General features: G+C 70.4%; 15 protein-coding genes. 11 read left to right on the top strand and 4 right to left on the bottom strand.

Annotation, left to right across the window (positions count from 1 at the left end):
- Positions 1-16 precede the first annotated feature (16 nt).
- Positions 17-1,975 (top strand): acyl-CoA dehydrogenase, encoded by a 1,959-nt coding sequence (locus AB0E94_RS43620; protein WP_360339365.1) that lies wholly within the window; start codon positions 17-19, stop codon positions 1,973-1,975.
- A gap of 42 nt (positions 1,976-2,017) precedes the next feature.
- Here the strand turns inward: AB0E94_RS43620 and AB0E94_RS43615 are convergent, their stop codons facing one another.
- Positions 2,018-2,284 (bottom strand): hypothetical protein, encoded by a 267-nt coding sequence (locus AB0E94_RS43615; protein ID WP_360339362.1) that lies wholly within the window; start codon positions 2,282-2,284, stop codon positions 2,018-2,020.
- Positions 2,285-2,632: 348 nt separating this feature from the next.
- Here AB0E94_RS43615 and AB0E94_RS43610 point away from each other — a divergent pair, with 348 nt between their 5' ends.
- On the top strand, positions 2,633-3,109 hold the full coding sequence (locus AB0E94_RS43610) for a hypothetical protein (RefSeq protein ID WP_360339359.1): 477 nt from the start codon (positions 2,633-2,635) through the stop codon (positions 3,107-3,109).
- Positions 3,110-3,156: 47 nt separating this feature from the next.
- On the opposite strand, the gene AB0E94_RS43605 is transcribed toward AB0E94_RS43610, so the two are convergent.
- The 3 genes from AB0E94_RS43605 to AB0E94_RS43595 all read right to left on the bottom strand — a co-directional run bounded on the left by AB0E94_RS43605 (position 3,157) and on the right by AB0E94_RS43595 (position 6,045).
- A complete protein-coding gene (locus AB0E94_RS43605; protein WP_360339356.1) occupies positions 3,157-3,561 on the bottom strand; it encodes a type II toxin-antitoxin system VapC family toxin in 405 nt (134 codons plus the stop codon).
- On the bottom strand, positions 3,558-4,454 hold the full coding sequence (locus AB0E94_RS43600) for a hypothetical protein (RefSeq protein WP_360339353.1): 897 nt from the start codon (positions 4,452-4,454) through the stop codon (positions 3,558-3,560). The genes AB0E94_RS43605 and AB0E94_RS43600 overlap by 4 nt, the downstream gene beginning before the upstream one ends.
- A 157-nt stretch (positions 4,455-4,611) precedes the next feature.
- Positions 4,612-6,045: a dihydroorotase family protein gene (locus AB0E94_RS43595; protein WP_360339350.1), complete on the bottom strand. Its 1,434-nt coding sequence runs from the start codon at positions 6,043-6,045 to the stop codon at positions 4,612-4,614.
- 80 nt (positions 6,046-6,125) lie between these two features.
- On the opposite strand from AB0E94_RS43595, the gene AB0E94_RS43590 reads away from it, so the two are divergent.
- The 9 genes from AB0E94_RS43590 to AB0E94_RS43550 all read left to right on the top strand — a co-directional run.
- The gene (locus AB0E94_RS43590; RefSeq protein WP_360339347.1) at positions 6,126-7,316 is read left to right on the top strand and encodes a CoA transferase; all 1,191 of its coding nucleotides are present in this window, start codon (positions 6,126-6,128) and stop codon (positions 7,314-7,316) included.
- Between the two features lie 3 nt (positions 7,317-7,319).
- Entirely contained in the window at positions 7,320-8,087 is a 768-nt protein-coding gene (locus AB0E94_RS43585; RefSeq protein ID WP_360339344.1) for a cyclase family protein, read from the top strand.
- The gene (locus tag AB0E94_RS43580) at positions 8,084-9,460 is read left to right on the top strand and encodes an MmgE/PrpD family protein (protein WP_360339341.1); all 1,377 of its coding nucleotides are present in this window, start codon (positions 8,084-8,086) and stop codon (positions 9,458-9,460) included. Before AB0E94_RS43585 ends, AB0E94_RS43580 begins: the two co-directional genes overlap by 4 nt.
- A gap of 227 nt (positions 9,461-9,687) precedes the next feature.
- Positions 9,688-11,334, top strand: a complete 1,647-nt coding sequence (locus tag AB0E94_RS43575) for a hypothetical protein (RefSeq protein ID WP_360339338.1) — start codon at positions 9,688-9,690, stop codon at positions 11,332-11,334.
- Positions 11,335-11,412: 78 nt separating this feature from the next.
- Positions 11,413-12,387 (top strand): DUF916 domain-containing protein, encoded by a 975-nt coding sequence (locus AB0E94_RS43570; RefSeq protein ID WP_360339335.1) that lies wholly within the window; start codon positions 11,413-11,415, stop codon positions 12,385-12,387.
- Entirely contained in the window at positions 12,384-13,475 is a 1,092-nt protein-coding gene (locus tag AB0E94_RS43565) for a hypothetical protein (RefSeq protein ID WP_360339332.1), read from the top strand. The genes AB0E94_RS43570 and AB0E94_RS43565 overlap by 4 nt, the downstream gene beginning before the upstream one ends.
- On the top strand, positions 13,472-14,806 hold the full coding sequence (locus AB0E94_RS43560) for an ABC transporter substrate-binding protein (protein WP_360339329.1): 1,335 nt from the start codon (positions 13,472-13,474) through the stop codon (positions 14,804-14,806). The genes AB0E94_RS43565 and AB0E94_RS43560 overlap by 4 nt, the downstream gene beginning before the upstream one ends.
- Positions 14,799-15,527 carry an ABC transporter ATP-binding protein gene (locus AB0E94_RS43555; RefSeq protein WP_360339326.1) on the top strand — a complete coding sequence of 243 codons (729 nt, stop codon included), beginning with the start codon at positions 14,799-14,801 and terminating at the stop codon, positions 15,525-15,527. Before AB0E94_RS43560 ends, AB0E94_RS43555 begins: the two co-directional genes overlap by 8 nt.
- A gap of 61 nt (positions 15,528-15,588) precedes the next feature.
- The coding region (locus AB0E94_RS43550) for an ABC transporter permease (protein WP_360339323.1) at positions 15,589-17,540 on the top strand (1,952 nt) is incomplete at its 3' end.

Genomic DNA, 17,540 nt, shown 5'->3' with positions numbered 1-17,540 from the left:
CGGGTAATATAGCCTCATGATCAATCGTGTCTCCGCCTCCCTCACCGAGGTGCTCGACGGCCGGTGGGCGCACATCCGGCAGGCCGTCCGCGACGAGCTCGGCGCCGAGTTCGTCACCGTCCCCGGCCTCGCCGGCGACGAGGCGCGGGAACGGGTCAGCCGGCTGATCCGCGAGCTGCCCACCGAGGTCGGGGTGGCCGCCGCGTTCCCGGCCGGCTACGGCGGCTCCGACGATCCGGGCGGCTCCACCGTCGCGGCCGAGATGCTCGCCCAGGTCGACCTGTCGCTGATGGTGAAGGCCGGCGTGCAGTGGGGCCTGTTCGGCGGGGCGGTCGTCGCGCTCGGCACCGCCCGGCACCACGACGCCTACCTGCGCGACATCATCTCGGCGGACCTGATGGGCTGCTTCGCGATGACCGAGACCGGCCACGGATCGGACGTGCAGCAGCTGCGGACCACCTGCACCTACTCTCCGGAGACGGGCACCTTCGATCTGCACACCCCGCACGAGGCCGCCCGCAAGGACTACATCGGCAACGCGGCCCGCGACGGCCGGATGGCTGTGGTGTTCGCCCAGCTCATCACCGGCGGGAAGTCGTACGGCGTGCACGCGTGGCTGGTCCCGATCCGGGACGCCGACGGCAACCCGATGCCCGGCGTCACCATCGGCGACGCCGGGCCCAAGGCCGGGCTGCTCGGCGTCGACAACGGGCGGCTCTCCTTCGACCACGTGACCGTCCCGCGGGACATGCTCCTCGACCGGTACGGCCAGGTCGCCCCGGACGGCACGTACACCAGCACCATCGAGAACGACACCCGCCGCTTCTTCACCATGCTCGGCACCCTGGTCCGCGGCCGGGTCACCGTCGGCGCCGCCGCCTCCGCGGCCACCCGCAACGCGCTCACCATCGCGGTCCGCTACGGCGAGAGCCGCCGCCAGTTCACCGCACCCGGCGCGGAACGCGAGATCGTCCTCAACGACTACCTGGCCCACCAGCGCAAACTCCTGCCGGCGGTGGCTCGGGCGTACGCGTACGTCTTCGCCCAGGAGGAACTCGCCACCACCATGTCCGAGGTCTTCGCCCTCGCCGAACCCGACGAGCACCGCCAGCGTGAGCTCGAATCCCGGGCCGCCGGCCTCAAGGCGATGCAGACCTGGAACGCCACCCGCACCATCCAGATGTGCCGGGAGGCGTGCGGCGGCGCCGGCTACCTCGCCGAGAACCGGCTACCCGGCCTCAAGGCCGACACCGACGTCTTCACCACCTTCGAAGGCGACAACACGGTGCTGCTCCAGCTCGTCGCCAAGGGGCTCCTCACCGGATATCGCGACGCCTTCGGTTCTCTCGACGGCTGGGGCCGCGCCACGTTCGTCGCCGAACAGGTCAGAGAGATGGTCCTTGAGCGTACGGCTGCCCGCTCCCTGATCCAGCGGCTGATCAGCGCGGTGCCCGGCCGCGACGAGGAGGTCGCCGTCACCGACCGGGGCTGGCACCTGGCCGTCTTCGAGGACCGCGAGAAGCACATCCTCGAGGGTGTGATCCGCCGCCTGCGCGGAGGCGCCGCCACCAAGAAGGACCGCCCGTTCGACATCTTCAACGACGTCCAGGACCACGTGCTGGCCACCGCGACCGCCCACATCGACCGGATCACCCTGGAAGCCTTCGTGGCCGGCATCGAACGCGCCACCGACCCGGCGGCCCGTTCCCTGTTGTCGAAGGTGTGCGACCTCTACGCGCTGACCACGATCGAGGCGGACAAGGCGTGGTTCCTGGAACACGGCCGTCTGACCCCGGCCCGCTCCAAGACCATCACCGCGGTCATCAACGACCTGCTCCGCGAACTGCGCCCGAGCCTGCCCACCCTGGTCGACGCGTTCGCCATCCCGGACGAGTGGCTGAACGCCGCCATCCTGCGCGAGGAGCCGGCCCGCCAGGACGCGATGGCCAAGGAGGACGACGCACAGAAGGGCTGACCCGGCCCGCCTCCGCCTCCGCCTCCGCTGACGGTCCCGCCGTCAGCGGAGCTGCGGGCCGATCTGCCTCCGGAAATCGTCGTGCGGCTCGTCGACCCGGACGGCTGAGCCGTCCGGCGTGGCTCGCGTCCGGGTGACCAGCGCGAGCCCGGCCCAGGCGAAGATCCACGGCGCCAGGAACGCGGCCGACACGAAGCCGGCCATGAACGGGATGCTCAGCAGCCGGTTGCCGTCGGCGAAGGTCAGCCCGGCGACGGCGGCGACAACCATCGCGGCGATCCCCCCGAAGAACAGGATCCCGGCCGCCATGCGCCCACCGCTGCGGCGCCGCATACAGCGAGCACAGAGCGGCCATCCGCGAACCTCGATGACTTTGACCTTTCTTGCGTAATCCTCGACGCGGTTCAACACCGTGTAGCCGGGATTCGCCAGTTTGCCCGGCGACCCCAGATCGGGCCGGGACTTGATCGCGAAATCGGCCCGCTGGATCGCTGATGATCCGTGCCGGGCACACACGTCCGGAAGCCGTGCTCCATCCCCCAGGGACTCTGCCGGAATCTCGATCACTTCCGCCACCGCCACCGAGGCCTCCTCAGCATGTCATTCTGGGCCGGCGAGCTCATGGACGTGAAATGGGGCTTCAATCCGTGAGACTGGGTGGCGGAGCAGATATCCGGTGACTGGGAGGCGGTCGCCAGAGCCGGCGATGCACTTGGCAAGCTCGCCGAATTCAACGAGCGATATGCCGAGACCATCGGTCAGGGGGCGGCGACAATGATTCCGGCGGGCTGGGACGGCAACGCCGCAGTCCGGGCGGAGGTCTACTTCTCGAGACTCACGCGGGCGCTCACCGCGCAGGTCGACTCGATCCGGAGCACCTCGGGCCAGTTCCGCACCCTCGCGGCGGGCATGAAAGAACTGGCCCAGGCGATTCAGAGCCTCTGCCAGGACATCGCGGACGCGTTGATCACGCTGACCCGGGCGGTGGAGGGCGAACGCATGCGAGCCGGCACGCCCGGGACGAATCCGTTCACCGTTCCGGAGCCGGCCATCGTCACCGGATCCTGGCTCAGATCCTCGAGGATCTGCACCCCACACGATGACGACGCGGTCCGCGCTGGCCTGGTCAGCTGAGACGCGGTGTTTCGGTGACGCGTCGTTCGATGCGTCACCGGAGTCGATCAAGAGAGCAGGACCAGGCCAGGAAAGTTCTCGAAGTGTCGCCTGTTCAAGGTGAGCAGCGGAGCGTTGTAGTAGATGGCGGTCGCGCAGATCCACAGATCGTTGGTCTCGGTGTTCTGGCCGAGGGGGTGTGCCGCGCGCTGGGCCTGACTCTTCAGGCGACCCCACAACCGGGCGAGATCGTGATCGTAGGGCGCGACCACATAACGGCGCATCGCCTCTTCCAGTTGGTCGACGCGGCGCTGTCCCCACCCCTTCTTCTCCGCTCCGAAGTACACCTCAGCAACGGTCGTGAAGCTGATCACCGGCACCGCACCCACCAGGTGCGCGGCGTAGCCGCTGGTGGCCGGTGCGTTTTGCCAGAGATTGGAGAACACATCCGTATCGACGATCACCGACTTCACTCGTCACCCCGCCGTGCGGATCGGACGGCGGCGAGGAAACCCTCGAAGTCGTCGATGGGTGGCCCGCTCAGTTCGTCGAGAGATTCGAGCGGCCGGATCCCCTGATCACGAGCCAGTTGCTCCAGCGATCTGGGCCGTGCGCTGTCGAGCACATCGATGCGTCGCAGATGCAGGACATGGACGGAAGTGCCGTTGGGATCGAACTCGCCGTCCCCCTCGGCCATGACCATCTGGTCCATCGCGTCGAGAACGGCGTCACGAAGGTCGAGGGTGAAGCCGCAGAGGACGCTGCCCGCATAGGTATCAACACGGCAGCGGAGACCGGCCGGTGAGAAGTCGCCCATGTGCAATCGGCCGACCACGGTGACCGGTTGCCGGAGCGATTCGGGCTGCACGGAACGGACTGCCCGTTGCAGCGCCTCGTCGATGGTGAAGCGCACGGCGCCGCCCCGCCGGAATTCGATCCGCGTCACATTGCTGGGACTGATGCCACCGGTCAAATCGCGGATTCCGTTGATCACCTGCGGCGTGAAATGCGATGGAAGTGTGGTCGGATCGCTATGGAGGCTGTTGATGCCGGCCTCCAGGGCATCCAATGAACTGCCCAGTAAGTCGTCCAGACTGAGCTGGCCGGTCCGGGCGACCTGAAGAACGGCTGAACCGGGCTGGAAACCAACGAAGTCGAGCCGGACAGCGTCGACGATCTCCCGTGGCCTGCGGCCGGGTCTGCTGGTATTTCCACTGATACTCAGGGCGATCCGTTCCAAGGATGCCTGCAACCCTCCGGCCAGGCGAGCTAGTTCGGACAACGGTAGGCGCCCGCCTTCGGTTGCCGGACCTGAGGCGTGGATGACCAGGTCGCCGTCATCCGGAAGGTCTTCGGTTCGGCTCATCGAGTTCGCCTCCGTCCCGTTGCCACTGGTGACGACCATTGTGCCCTAGCCGGATGCGGGTGTGGTGTCCGGAAACGGTCTTGTCCCTCGCTTGACGAGCCAGTCGGCCGGGCTCCTCGGGTGGCGCCGGATCCGAGTTCGACGCCACCCAGCACGGTCAGCGGGCGATGAAGGTGCCCTGTGGGGTGCCCAGGACCTTGCCGTTCTGGTAGGCCACGTGGCCCCGCAGGATGGTGGCGACCGGCCAGCCCCGGACCTTGCGGCCCTCGAAGGGGCAGTGGTCCTGGCCGGACAGCAGCAGGTCGGTGGTGACCTCCTGTTCCAGGTCGGGGTCGATGATGGTCAGGTCGGCGTCGTACCCGACCAGCAGGTTGCCCTTGCGGCCGTCCAGGCCGTAGGCGCGGGCCGGGTTGGCCGAGACCAGTTCGGCGACCCGGGCCGGGGACAGGCCCCGCTTGTGCATGCCCTCGCTGATCAGGATCGGGTAGAGCAGCGCGGTGCCGCCGAAACCGGGCAGCGCCGGCCACAACTCGTCGCCTTTCTCCTCCTCCAGGCAGCAGGCGTGGTCGGAGGCGACCCAGCCGACGGTGCCGTCGACGACGCCCGCCCACAGGGCTTCGGTGTCGGCCTGGGTGCGGATCGGCGGGTTCACCTTGCCGCCCAGGCCACCCTGCGCGTCCAACTCGTCGTGGGTGAGGCACAGGTGGTGCAGGGTCACCTCGAAGCGCATGTCGACCTCGGGCATCGCGGCGCGTGCCTCGCGGGCGGCGGCCAGGGCCTCGCCTGACGACAGGTGCAGCAGGTTGATGGCGCAGTCGGTGGCGCGGGCCAGGGTGGTGGCCTCGCCGATGGCGACGCGTTCGGTCAGTGGCGGGCGGGCGTCGGAGTACGCCTTGAGGGTCTGCGGGTCGCCGTTCTTCCGGACCCGGTCGATGAACAGGCGCATCAGTTCGGCCTGCTCGCAGTGCAGTGACAGGGAGACGCGACGGTCGGTGGCGGCGTTGGCGGCGGCCACCGCCTCCATGAGCTGGTAGAGGTGGCCCAGGTCGTACTCGTCGCTCATGGTGAAGGCTTTCGCGTCCCGGGAGTTCGCCGAGAGGTTGAAGCCCTTGTAGAACATGTAGTACTTGAAGCTGCTGACGCCGCTCTGTTCGACCAGTGACGACACCTCGCCGACCTGGGCGGTGTCCATCGGCGCCAGGTGGAAGCCGTAGTCGGTCCAGGCGTGGCCGGCGACGGCGTCGAGCACCTCGGGGAAGATGTCGGCGTATGCCCCGGTCTTGTTGAGGTAGTGCTGGCCGGTGCGGAAGTAGGACAGCACCGTCGTCGCGCCGCCGACCAGTGACGAGCGGGTCTCCTCGGCTGCGTCGACCGGCAACGGGCGGTAGATGCCCAGGTGGAAGTGGGCGTCGACGGCGCCGGGGAAGACCAGCTTGCCGGTGGCGTCGACGACTGAGGAAGCCTCGTCCACAGGGATGTCGACGGCGATCGCGGCGACCTTGCCGTCCTTGGTGGCCAGATCGGCCCGGATTGTTCCCAGGTAGGGCACGACCAGGGTGCCTCCGCGTACCAGCAGATCGTAACGGCTCATCAGGCGACCTCCGTGCGCACAACTGTTTCGCACACAGTAACGAGGTTTCCCTTAATGGAACAGAGCGGTTAGGGTGTGGCATGCGCAGCCCCCTCGAGGGAGTACGCGTCATCGACGCGTCGACCCTGTTCGCCGGACCCCTGGCCGCGACGATCCTCGGTGACTACGGCGCCGACGTGACCAAGATCGAGCACCCGGCAAAGGGCGATCCGGCGCGCGGCCACGGCCCCTCGAAGGACGGCGTCCCGCTGTGGTGGACGATGCTGGGCCGCAACAAACACACCGTAAATCTCAACCTAAGCCATGAAAAAGGCGCGGAAGTCCTGAAAAAAGCACTGAAACGAACCGACGTGCTGATCGAGAACTTCCGCCCCGGAACCCTGGAGCGCTGGGGGCTGAGCCCAGAGACGATGCACGAGATCAACCCGAAGTTGATCATTGCGCGCGTCACCACGTACGGACAATTCGGACCATACTCGAAAAGGCCCGGCTTCGGGACGCTCGCCGAGGCGATGAGCGGCTTCGCCGCCATCACCGGCGACCCGGACGGCCCGCCGACGCTGCCCCCGTTCGGCCTGGCCGACGGCATCGCGGCGATCACCACCGCGCAGGCGATCATGACCGCGCTGTACGCCCGGGACGTCCACGACAAGCCGGGGCAGGTCATCGACCTCGCCATCGTCGAGCCGATGCTCACCGTCCTCGGCATGCAGGCGATGGTCTACGACCAGCTGGGCCAGGTGCAACGCCGGACCGGTAACCGTTCGGTCAACAACGCCCCGCGCAACACGTATCAGACCGCGGACGGCCGCTGGGTGGCGATCTCGACGAGCGCCCAGGCCATCGCCGAGCGGGTGATGCGCCTGGTCGGCCGCCCGGAGCTGATCGACGAGCCGTGGTTCGCCACCGGGGTCGGCCGGGCCGCGCACGCCGACGTCCTGGACGAGGCGGTCGGCAGCTGGATCGCCGCCCGGGACGCGAAGACGGTGACCGACGAGTTCGAGAAGGCGCAGGCCGCGATCGGCCCGGTCTACGACATCGCGGACGTCTTCGCCGATCCGCAGTTCATCGCGCGCGACTCGGTGACGACCGCGCACGATCCGACGCTCGGGCCGGTGCGCATGCCCGGCCCGCTGTACCGCCTGTCGCAGACGCCCGGCTCGATCCGCTGGACCGGCCGGCCGCGCGGGGCGGACACCGACGATGTGCTCGCCGGCCTCGGTTACGACGAACAGGAGCGGGCGGCACTGAGGGCCGAAGGAGTCATCTGAACCATGAAGGTATTCGATCTGGCGCAGCCGATGCGCCGGGGCATGCCACAGTCGCCGAACCATCCGGCGTACACCCATTCGCTGGTCCGGCGGCACGGCGACATGGTGCGGGCGGGCGGTGGATCGGCCGCGAACGACATCCTGGTGATGGGCACGCATGTCGGCACGCACGTCGACGCGCTGGCCCACGTCTCGCAGGACGGCCTGCTGCACGGCGGCGTGGTCGCCGCCGACGTGCAGTCCGACGCCGGCTTCGCCCGGCTCGGCATCGACGAGTTCGCGCCGTTCGTCGGCCGCGGCGTCTTCCTCGACGTGGCGAAGGTGCACGGCGTCGAGATCCTGCCGCCCGGCTACGAGGTGACGGCCGACGATCTCACGGCCGCCGCCGGCGACCTTCCGATCAACCCCGGCGATGCGGTGCTCATCGGGACCGGCTGGTCACGGCGGTTCGGCGACGGACAAGCCTTTCTCGGTACGGCCGAGGGGGTCCCCGGTCCCGGTGAGGCGGCCGCGCGCTGGCTGGTGAACCGGAAAGTCGCGGTGACCGGGGCGGAGACGATCGCGTACGAGCGGATCGCGCCCGGCGCCGGTCACGCGAGTCTGCCGGTGCACCGGATCCTGCTGGTCGAGGCCGGTGTCAACATCGTCGAGACGATGCTGCTGTCCGAGCTGGCCGACGCGGGCGTGACCGAGTTCCAGTTCATCCTCGCGCCGCTGAAGCTCGTGGGGGCGACCGGCTCACCGGTGCGCCCGCTGGCGGTGGTCCAGTGAGCCGACCGCTCGCGCAGGTCCTGGGCGAGTTCGCGGCGAAGGTCGACCCTCCGGAGCAGGTCCGTGCGGACGTGCCCACCCGGATCCTCGACGTGCTCGGGAACAGCCTGGCCGCGTACGCCGAAAAGGACGCGGACGCCGCACCCGCGGCACTCGCCGCGATGCGACGCTGGGCCGGCGTGCCGGAAGCGACCGTGCTCGGCTACCGCGACCGGTTGCCGGCGCCGAACGCCGCGTTCGTCAACGGGGTGCTCGCGCACTCGCTGGACTACGACGACACGCACCTGCCGTCGGTGCTGCACCCGAGCGCGTCGGTGGTGCCGGCCGCCCTGGCCGCGGCCGAGGCGGGCGCGCCTGGCGACCTGATCGCGGCGATCGCGGCAGGCATCGAGGTGACGAACCGGCTCGGGATGGCCGGCTGTGATCCGGACACCGGCGCGAACCTGTACTTCGAACGCGGTCAGCACGCCACCTCGATCTGCGGCGCGATCGGCGCCGCGGTGGCGGTGGCCCGCCTGTACGACCTGGACGCCGCGCGGATCGCCGACGCCATCGGGATCGCCGCGTCGATGGGCGCCGGCGTGCTGGAGGCGAACCGGACAGGCGGGTCGGTGAAACGCGCCCACTGCGGCTGGGCGGCGCACGGCGGCGTGGTCGCGGCGACCCTGGCCGCGGAGGGGCTGACCGGGCCGCCGACGGTGCTGGAGGGCCGGTTCGGGTTCTTCACGGCGCACACCGGCCGGTTCACCCCGGAGGCCGTCACCGACGGGCTGGGGGAGCGGTGGGAGTTGCTGCGGACGGTGTTCAAGCCGTACCCCTCGAATCATTTCACCCACGCCGGGATCGACTGTGCCCTGGCCCTGCGCGCGGCCGGCCTCGATCCGGACGATGTGGAGAGCGCCGAGCTCGGCGTCGCTGAACCGGTGTTGCGGACGATCGCCGAGCCGGCCGCGGAGAAGGCCAGGCCGCGCAGCGGCTATCACGCGAAGTTCTCCGGCCCGTACACCCTCGCGGTGGCCCTGACCGGCGGTGGCGGGCTGGGTGTGGGCCTGGACGACTTCGCCGAGCTGGATCCGCGCCGCCTGGAACTGGCGGCGAAGGTGCGGATGTACGCCGACCCGGCGGCCACCGCGGTGTTCCCGCGCGCGTTCGCTGGGGTGCTGCGGGTGCGGACCAGGTCGGGCGCGGTGCTGGAGCACCGGGTGGACAGTTCGCGCGGTGGTCCGGGCCATCCGCTGAGCCCGGCCGAGGTGGACCGCAAGTTCACCGGCAACGCGGGTCGTGCGATGCCCGTCGATGCGGTGGCCGCGCTGTCCGCGGCGGTGCGGGAGCTGGCGTCCGGTGGGCCGGTTTCCGCGGTGTTTCAGGTCTGACTCGGCATCCTGCGAAAACTGGAAACGCTGTATCGCAGGGCGGGAAAAGGCTGGTCGGTGGGTTGACATGAGTGTTGCGGACTGAGTTTATAGATCCCACGCAGAAAGAAAACGCCGTTTCCACTAGGGAAACGGAAAGGAGACTGGATGCGTACCGCGCGCTAGAACATCACCGTCGCCCGGCGGCGGGGATGCACCCATCCGAGAGAGGGGACGCGGCACCAACCATGAAACCCACAGTTCGTAAGGTCCTGATCGCGGCGGCAGCCGCCCTGGCCGGCGTCACAGTCGTCCAGGCGCCCGCCGCCGCGTACGGCCCGACCGCCAATTCCCTCGGGTGCCGGATCTACTTCAGTGACGCCGGCACCGGCTCCTCCGCGACGGTCTGGTCCGACACGTTCACCCTGACCCAGTCTCCGGCCACGCCGAAGCCGGGCCAGACGGTGACCGTGTCGTTCACCGCGGCGGCGGGGTCCACCAACGGCCCGGTCGGGCTCACCGCCGGCTCGGTGCCGGTGCTCGTGACCGTCGGGATCTCCGGATCCCAGACCGGCACGGTGACGCTCAACCAGGCCAACTACCCGTCCACCGCGGTCGCCGCCTACGCCAAGCTCGGTGGCTTCACCGCGACCGGCTCGTTCGTCGCCGGCTCGGTCGGCTCCCTCGACCTCACCGTCAAGCAGATCAAGTTCGCCAACACCACGGCGTCCACCTACTGCTCGGGAGCCGGCGACCGGGACCACAAGGCGGCCCCGGCCGACACCACGATCGTCCAGCCGGTCACCGTCTTCGACGGCGGCGCGACGATCACCTCCATCACCGGCCAGACCGGCGTCGCCGCCGCCCGGGCCGGCAACACCATCAACTTCTCGGTCACCGGGCTCACCCCGAACGCGTCGCTCACCGCGTCGCTGACGGACACCTCCGGTGGCGGTACGGGCGACGGCAGCGGAACCGGCACGACCGGGGCCGACGGCGCCGGCACCGGGTCGATCGCGGTTCCGGCGGGCGCTGTGACCGGCGACCGGGCGGTGGCGGTCAGCGACGGAACCAACACCGTTCTCGTATCCATCACGATCCTCGGCACGCCGGCGATCACCATCACGCCCGCGGGCGGCGGCGCCGGCACGGTCGTCACCGTCAAGGGCACCAGCTTCAACCCCGGCAGCACGGTCACGGTTCGCGGCTACAAGGCGCTCACCGGAGCGCCGCCGCCTCCGGCCACCTCCGACGCGGCGGTCACCACCACCGCGACGGCGACCGGCGGCATCACCGCCTCGATCACCGTCAACGACCCCACGACCGCCTGGATCGGCGCGTCGTCGGGGCAGCTCTTCGCGCTCGCCGCATGGGTCCCGTCGGCGGACTCCTGCATCGCCGCGACTGGCACCGTCGACGGGGAATGCGACCTCACCTACGAGCTGTCGCAGACCGTGACCGCGGGCTCGCTGGCCCAGTCCCGCGGGTCCGGCTCCAGCGCCATCACGTTCGACGGGGTGACCCTGAACGGGACGGCGCAGATCGCCACCGCCGACCTGCCGGTGATCAACGTGACCGACTACCGCGGCAGCACCTTCGGGTGGGACCTGACCGCCGAGGTCACCGACTTCACCGGGGTGCCGGCCGGGACCATCCCGGCCGACGCCCTCACCTGGACGCCCTCGTGCGTCGCGCACACCGGGGCCACCAACCTCGTGACCGCGACCGCCGGCGCCGCCGGGGAGAAGGTCAACGCCGGAACGCTCTGCAAGGGCCCGGAGAACACCGCCGGCACCGGCGGCTCCTTCGACGCCTCGGCCGAGCTGGCTCTCGCGGTGCCCGGGCTGCAACTCGCCGGCACCTACACGGCGACGCTCACGCTCACGCTGAGCTGACCCACCACCGGTAAGGGGTTCGGCCGCCCGCCAGCGGCCGAACCTCACCCATCCGCCTGACCGCTCGGAAGGACAGCCATGCGGCTTCTCGCTGCTCTGACGGCGGCCATCCTGATCCTGATCGGAGCGCCCGCCACGCCCGCCGCGGCCACCGGCAACGGCGAATGGGCGGTGACGCCGACCCCGGCGAAGAACCCGGGCCCCACCCCGCGCCTCTACTTCTTCCTCGACGCGAGCCCCGGCCAGACCATCCAGGAATCGGTCCGGGTCACCAACCTGGGCAAGGAGCCCCGGTCGTTCGTGCTCTACGGGGCCGACGCGTACAACACGGTCAAGGACGGCGGGTTCGCGCTGCGCACCAAGGACCGCGCGCAGGTCGACCTGGGCGCCTGGGTCAGCTCGGTGGTCGGCAACGTCACCGTGCCCGCCGGGACCAGCGCCGACATCCCGTTCACCATCACCGTGCCGGCCCAGGCCACCCCCGGCGACCACGTCGGCGGCGTCGTCGCGATGGAAGCCGTGCCGAGCGGCACGGCCGACGCCGCCGGGGCGACCGTGCGCATCCAGCGGGCCGTCGGCGCCCGCGTCTACCTGCGGGTCGCCGGCACCGTCGTGCCGGGGCTGTCGGTGTCCGGACTGGACGTCGACATCGACTCGCCGCTGCTGCCGGTCCCGGCGCGCGGCGACCTCACCTACACCGTCGCCAACGTCGGCAACGTGCACCTCATGCCGGCCGCTACGGTCCGGGTGACCGGCCTCTTCGGCCACGAGATCAAGACCACCGGCTCGTCCCCGTCCAGCGACATGGTGCCCGGCGCCGAGGGCCGGTTCAGCATGCGGGCCGCGGGGGTCTGGCCGTTCGACGTGGTCACCACGTCGGTCGTGGTGAAAGCCGACGGCGGTGTCTACGCCCGGAAGAGCGCCCGCTCGTTCGTCTGGTCCTGGACCGGGGTCGCCCTCATCGTGCTGCTGATCGGCGGGATCTGGTGGAGCGCCCGCCGCCGGATCCGCAGCCGCCGGGCCCGGCCGCGCGGGCTGGTGGCCGCCGGATGAGACGCGCTGTCGTGCCGGCCGCGGTGACGCTGCTGACGCTGCTCGGTTCCGGAGTCCCGGTCCAGGCCGGCGGGCTGGTCGCCCGGCTGTCGGCCACCGAGGCCGCCCCCGGCGAGAAGATCCGGGTCACCGGCGAGGGCTGGGAACCGAACCAGCTGCTCCAGTTCGTCACCTGCGGCGAGGGCGGCGTCACCGGCTCGGCCGCCTGCGACACCCGCGGCGCGCTGGCCACCCCGGTCCGCAAGGACGGCGCGTTCGTCGTCGACCTGACCGTCGGCGCGCCGCCCAAGGCCTGCCCGTGCGTCATCCACGTCGCCGCGGTCCAGGGCGACGCCGACGCCGTCGTCAACCTGCCGATCACGCTGACCGGGCACGCCGTCGGGCAGATCCCGAAGAGCGCCGACCCGGTCCGCCAGCTGATCGTGCAGGACGTGCGGCTCACCGGCGGCACGGCGGCCGCCTGGTTCGGCGCGCCCGACAAACTCACGCTGATCTACACGGTCCGCAACCCGACCACGTCGACGCTGGTCAACGCCACGGTGCAGGCGCGGCTCGGCGGGGGTGGCGACGACAACGTCTTCTACCGGGAGACGATCACCGACCTCGGGCCGGGACAGAGCCGCTCCCTTCAGGTGCCGGTCGAGATCCCGCTCGCCGCGTTCGGCCGGTACGTGATCCAGATCGACGTCAGTGGCCTCGCCCAGGCACGGGTCACGCTTCAGGCGTACCCCTGGGGGCTTCTCCTGGTGAACGTCTTCGGTCTGGTGCTGATCGCCTGGGGTGTGCTGCGGCGGCTTCGCCGGCGCCGCTCCGAACTGGCGTGGGCCGATCCCACCCGGACCATGTTGCCGTCCGTGGTCCGGCTCGGCAGCCTCGGCGCGTTCCTGGTCTTCGACGACGCGCCGGGCGCCGGGCGGCTGCGCCGGATGGCCGGCGCCCAGCTCAGCCTCGACCATCTGCGGCACATGCTCGCCCAGAACCAGCTCGCCCAGCACACCGGCGACTCGGTGCTCGACCTCGACGCGCTCGGACATGTGATGGCCCGCCGCTACCCGCAGAACATCTCCCTCTTCGAGGAGGAGCAATGACCACCTGGCGCATCGACTGGCCACTGCTGGTCCGGATCGGGGCCGTGCTGGTGGTCGCGGTCCTCGCGTACACCAGCTGCGGCACCCTGATGCCGGGCGCCTCGACGGCCGTCCCGTCCTCCGGGGCCGGCCCCGGCGTCACCGACGACAGCGTCAAGGTCGTCTTCATCGGGACCGATCTGACCGCGACCGCGTCGATGACCGGCTTCAAGAACGCCGATGTCGGAAAACCCGAGGAGCAGGTCAAAGCCCTCGAGGCGTACGTCAACGCGAACGGTGGCATCGCCGGCCGGAAGCTGGCGGCGGTCTACCGGGAGTACGAGGCCAGCAAGGACTCCCCGGCTGCCGAGACGGCGTTGTGCAGCCAGATCACCCAGGACGACCAGGCGTTCGCGGTGGTGCTGACCGGCCAGCTCCAGTCCAACGCCCGGCCCTGCTACGCCCAGCGGCGCACGCTGATGCTCGACGCCACCCTGATCGCCGACGACCGGGACACGTTCACCCGGCTCGACCCCTATCTGTGGACGGCGACCTACCCGGAGTACGACAGGTTCGCCACGTCGTTCCTGGCCGTGCTGATCCGGGAGCGGTTCTTCGAAGGCCGCACCGAGGCGGGCCTGATCGCCGCGGACACCCCGGCCAACAAGTCGATCTTCGACAAGCTGGTGGTCCCCCGGCTGAAGGAGATCGGCGTGACGGTCACCGTCTCGTGGATCGACACGACCAGCCTCGGCACCCTCAACAGCGGGCTCTCCCAGGCCGCGGTCAACCTGCGCGGCAAGCGGATCGACCGGGTGTTCTTCCTCGGCGGGGCCCGGATCGCGCCGTTCTTCATGACCAGCGCCAAGGCGCAGAGCTTCACCGCCACGTACGGCATCTCCACCTTCGACAGTCCGGTCTTCATGGTGAACAACCCGGGGACCGTGCCGCCGGAATCGCTCAAGGGCATGGTCGGCATCGGGTTCGCGCCGGCCGGCGACGTGCCCGACAGTCAGCTGGAGTTCCCGGCCACCGACGCCGAACGCAACTGTCTGGACATCTTCGGCAAGGCCGGCATCTCGTTCCCGAAGCGGGAGAACGCCCGGGTCGCCTTCACCTACTGCGACGCCGCGCTCCTGCTCCAGAAGGCCGCTTCCGGTCTCGGCCCGAATCTCAACGCCGCGGCCTGGGGTAAGGCCGCCCGTTCCGTCGAGTTCACCACCGCCGGCGGGTTCGGCGGGACGATCGGCGCCGACGGGTACGCCGCGGGCACCGGATATCGGGTGCTCAAGTACGACACCGGCTGCTCCTGCTTCACCTACCAGGGTGAGGTGGCCTCCCTTGGTGAATGACGTCGTTCTCCATGTCGACGGCCTGTCCGGTGGGTACGGCTCGATCCAGGTGCTGTTCGGCATCGGGCTGACCGTCCGCCGCGGCGAGACCGTGGCGCTGTGCGGGCCCAACGGGGTCGGCAAGTCCACCCTGGTCCGGATGATCTCCGGCCTGAATCGGCCGAGCGCCGGAACCGTCGTCCTCAACGGCCGCGACATCACCGGTGTGCCGGGCGCCCGACGGCCGAAGCTCGGCATGTGCACGGTCATCGGGCAGCAGGCGTTCGGGTCGCTGTCGGTCCGTGACAACCTGCGCATGCACTGCTATCCGGTGCCGGGCCACGAGGAGAAACCGGACACCGCCGTCGACGGGGCGCTGGCCGTCTTCCCCCGGCTGCGGGCCCGCGCCGACCAGCCGGCGTCCACCCTCTCCGGCGGGGAACGGCAGATGCTGGTGCTCGCCAAGACCCTCATCCAGCGGCCGGACGTGCTGCTCATCGACGAGTTCTCGCTCGGGCTGGCCCCGGTCGTGGTCGGCGGCCTCCTCGAACTGATCCGGCGGCTCGCCGCGGTCGGCGTGGCGACGCTGCTGATCGAGCAGTCGGTGAACGTGGCCATGTCGGTCGCCGACCGGCTGTTGTTCATGGAGCACGGCACGATCATCGCCGAGCACACCCCGGCCGAGCTGCGGGCATCGCCTGATCTGGCTCGTCGTCTGGTTCTCGGGGGTCACGCGCAATGAACTCCCTCCGGCCGTTCATTGCCGCGGATTTGTCCGGATTTTGGTTCTGCGGGGTGGCGGAATGAGTCTCTGGGGATTCGACTTCGGGTTCGACAGGCTCACCGTCGGGCTGTTCACCGGCCTCACCTACGGGCTGCTCGCGATCGGCCTGGTGCTGGTCTACCGGTCCAGCCGGTTCGTCAACTTCGCGCACGGGGCCATCGGCGTCTTCGGCGCTGCGGTCCTCGCGCGGTTCGCCACCGGCATGCCGTACTGGCTGGCCTTCCCGATCGCCGTCGCCGTCGCCGGTGGTCTCGCCGCCGGCACCGAGATCGTCGTCGTCCGCCGTCTCTACCGTCGGCCCCGCGTGATCGGCATGATCGCCACCCTCGGCCTGTCCCAGTTCATCCTGGTCCTGGCCCTGCTGGTGTCCCGGGACAGCTTCTCCGGCGCCACCTACCCGAAACCACCGGGCCTGCCCGCCTTCAGCATCGGCACCACCGCCGTCGGCTCGTCGCTGACCGCGATGCTGCTGCTCACCCCGGTGCTGCTGGCCGCGCTCGGGTTCTTCCTGCGGCGCACCAAGTACGGCATCGGCATCCGCGCCGCCGCCGACCACCCGGACGCCGCCACCGTCAACGGGGTGCCCGCGCCCCGGATGGCGACCCTCGCCTGGGCGGTCGCCGGCGGCATCGCCGCGTTCTCGGCCATCCTGCTCACCCCCACCCAGGGCGTCCAGTCGATCGAGTCGCTCGGCCCGCAGCTGCTGCTCCGCGGCCTGGCCGGCGCGGTCATCGCCCGGATGACGTCGCTGCCGATCGCGTTCGGCGCGTCCATCGGCGTCGGCGTCCTCGAACAGATCCTGCTCTCCCGGGAGGGCGCCGGCTTCGTCGACGTCGTCCTCGGCCTGGCCATCCTGATCTCACTGTTGCGCCAGCGGCAGGGCGGCCGCCGCGACGAACAGTCCGCCCCCTGGCCCCGCCAGGAACGCCGGGCGCCCACCACGGCCGCGAAGATCGGCCTGGCGCTGCTCGCCGCCGGTGGAGTCGGTCTCGCCTACCTGGTCAGCAACGCGACCGCGACCATCCTCACCACCGTCTGCGGCTACACCCTGGTCGCGCTGTCGGTGATCCTGGTGACCGGCATCGCCGGCGAGCTCTCCCTCGGCCAGTTCGGTTTCGCCGGCATCGGCGCCGCCGTCTCCGTCCAGATCGCCGTGCTCACCGGCGACATGTTCCTCGGCGTCGTCGCCGGATGCGCCGCCGGAGCGCTTGCCGCCGTCCTCGTCGGCATCCCCGCGCTGCGGCTGCGGGGCGTTGCGCTCGGGGTCACCACGCTCGCGTTCGCGCTGGCCACCAGCGGCTGGCTGCTGCGCCAGCCGTGGCTGCTCGGCGACGGGCTGGACGTCCCCTATCCGGTGTGGCACGACTACCCGGTCAGCGTCGCCACCGACTACTACCTGTTCGCGCTGCTGCTGCTCGGCCTCGGCTGGTGGGTCACCGCGCGCCTCGGCGGCGGCGGCTTCGGCCGCCTTCTTCTCGCGCTGCGCGACAACGAAGAGGCGGGCCGGGCCCTCACGGTCACCGCGCCCCTGCGCAAACTCCAGGTGTACGCCGTAGCCGGCGCCCTGGCCGGACTCGGTGGTGTCGTGATCGGTTTCAGCCAGTCGCAGCTCAGCATCAACAACTTCCCGGCCGCCGCCAGCATCGACGTGGTCGCGATCGCCGTGGTGGGCGGTCTGGCCCGTACCGGCGGCGCGCTGCTCGGATCGGCCCTGATCGTCGGGTTGCCGCTGCTCTACCCGCTGAACATCCCCGGCCAGGCGGTCCTGACCCTCGGCTGGCTGCTGGTGGTCCTGCTGCTGCCGGACGGCCTGGGCGGCTTCCTGACCGACGCCGTCCCGCGCCTGTGGCGCCGCCTCACCGCCACGACCGCCAGCCGTCGCTCAGCGCTGGAAAACGCCCCGGATACCAGTGGTGAGCGACGGCTGGCGGGCGGGGGGCCGGGCCCGCGCGGCGGGCGGCCCCCCCCCCC

Source organism: Actinoplanes sp. NPDC026670, from assembly GCF_040638175.1.
Lineage (GTDB): Bacteria > Actinomycetota > Actinomycetes > Mycobacteriales > Micromonosporaceae > Actinoplanes.
Note: the sequence above shows the minus strand (reverse complement) of the source record. Positions and strands in the feature narration are given on the sequence as shown.

What these genes read in the sequence shown, in the direction of transcription:
- AB0E94_RS43590 (WP_360339347.1), top strand. Translation starts at nt 6,126, where the DNA reads ATGCGCAGCCCCCTCGAGGGAGTACGCGTCATCGACGCGTCGACCCTG.
- AB0E94_RS43560 (WP_360339329.1), top strand. Translation starts at nt 13,472, where the DNA reads ATGACCACCTGGCGCATCGACTGGCCACTGCTGGTCCGGATCGGGGCC.
- AB0E94_RS43615 (WP_360339362.1), bottom strand. Translation starts at nt 2,284, where the DNA reads ATGGCGGCCGGGATCCTGTTCTTCGGGGGGATCGCCGCGATGGTTGTC.
- AB0E94_RS43570 (WP_360339335.1), top strand. Translation starts at nt 11,413, where the DNA reads ATGCGGCTTCTCGCTGCTCTGACGGCGGCCATCCTGATCCTGATCGGA.
- AB0E94_RS43595 (WP_360339350.1), bottom strand. Translation starts at nt 6,045, where the DNA reads ATGAGCCGTTACGATCTGCTGGTACGCGGAGGCACCCTGGTCGTGCCC.
- AB0E94_RS43575 (WP_360339338.1), top strand. Translation starts at nt 9,688, where the DNA reads ATGAAACCCACAGTTCGTAAGGTCCTGATCGCGGCGGCAGCCGCCCTG.
- AB0E94_RS43620 (WP_360339365.1), top strand. Translation starts at nt 17, where the DNA reads ATGATCAATCGTGTCTCCGCCTCCCTCACCGAGGTGCTCGACGGCCGG.
- AB0E94_RS43565 (WP_360339332.1), top strand. Translation starts at nt 12,384, where the DNA reads ATGAGACGCGCTGTCGTGCCGGCCGCGGTGACGCTGCTGACGCTGCTC.
- AB0E94_RS43600 (WP_360339353.1), bottom strand. Translation starts at nt 4,454, where the DNA reads ATGAGCCGAACCGAAGACCTTCCGGATGACGGCGACCTGGTCATCCAC.
- AB0E94_RS43585 (WP_360339344.1), top strand. Translation starts at nt 7,320, where the DNA reads ATGAAGGTATTCGATCTGGCGCAGCCGATGCGCCGGGGCATGCCACAG.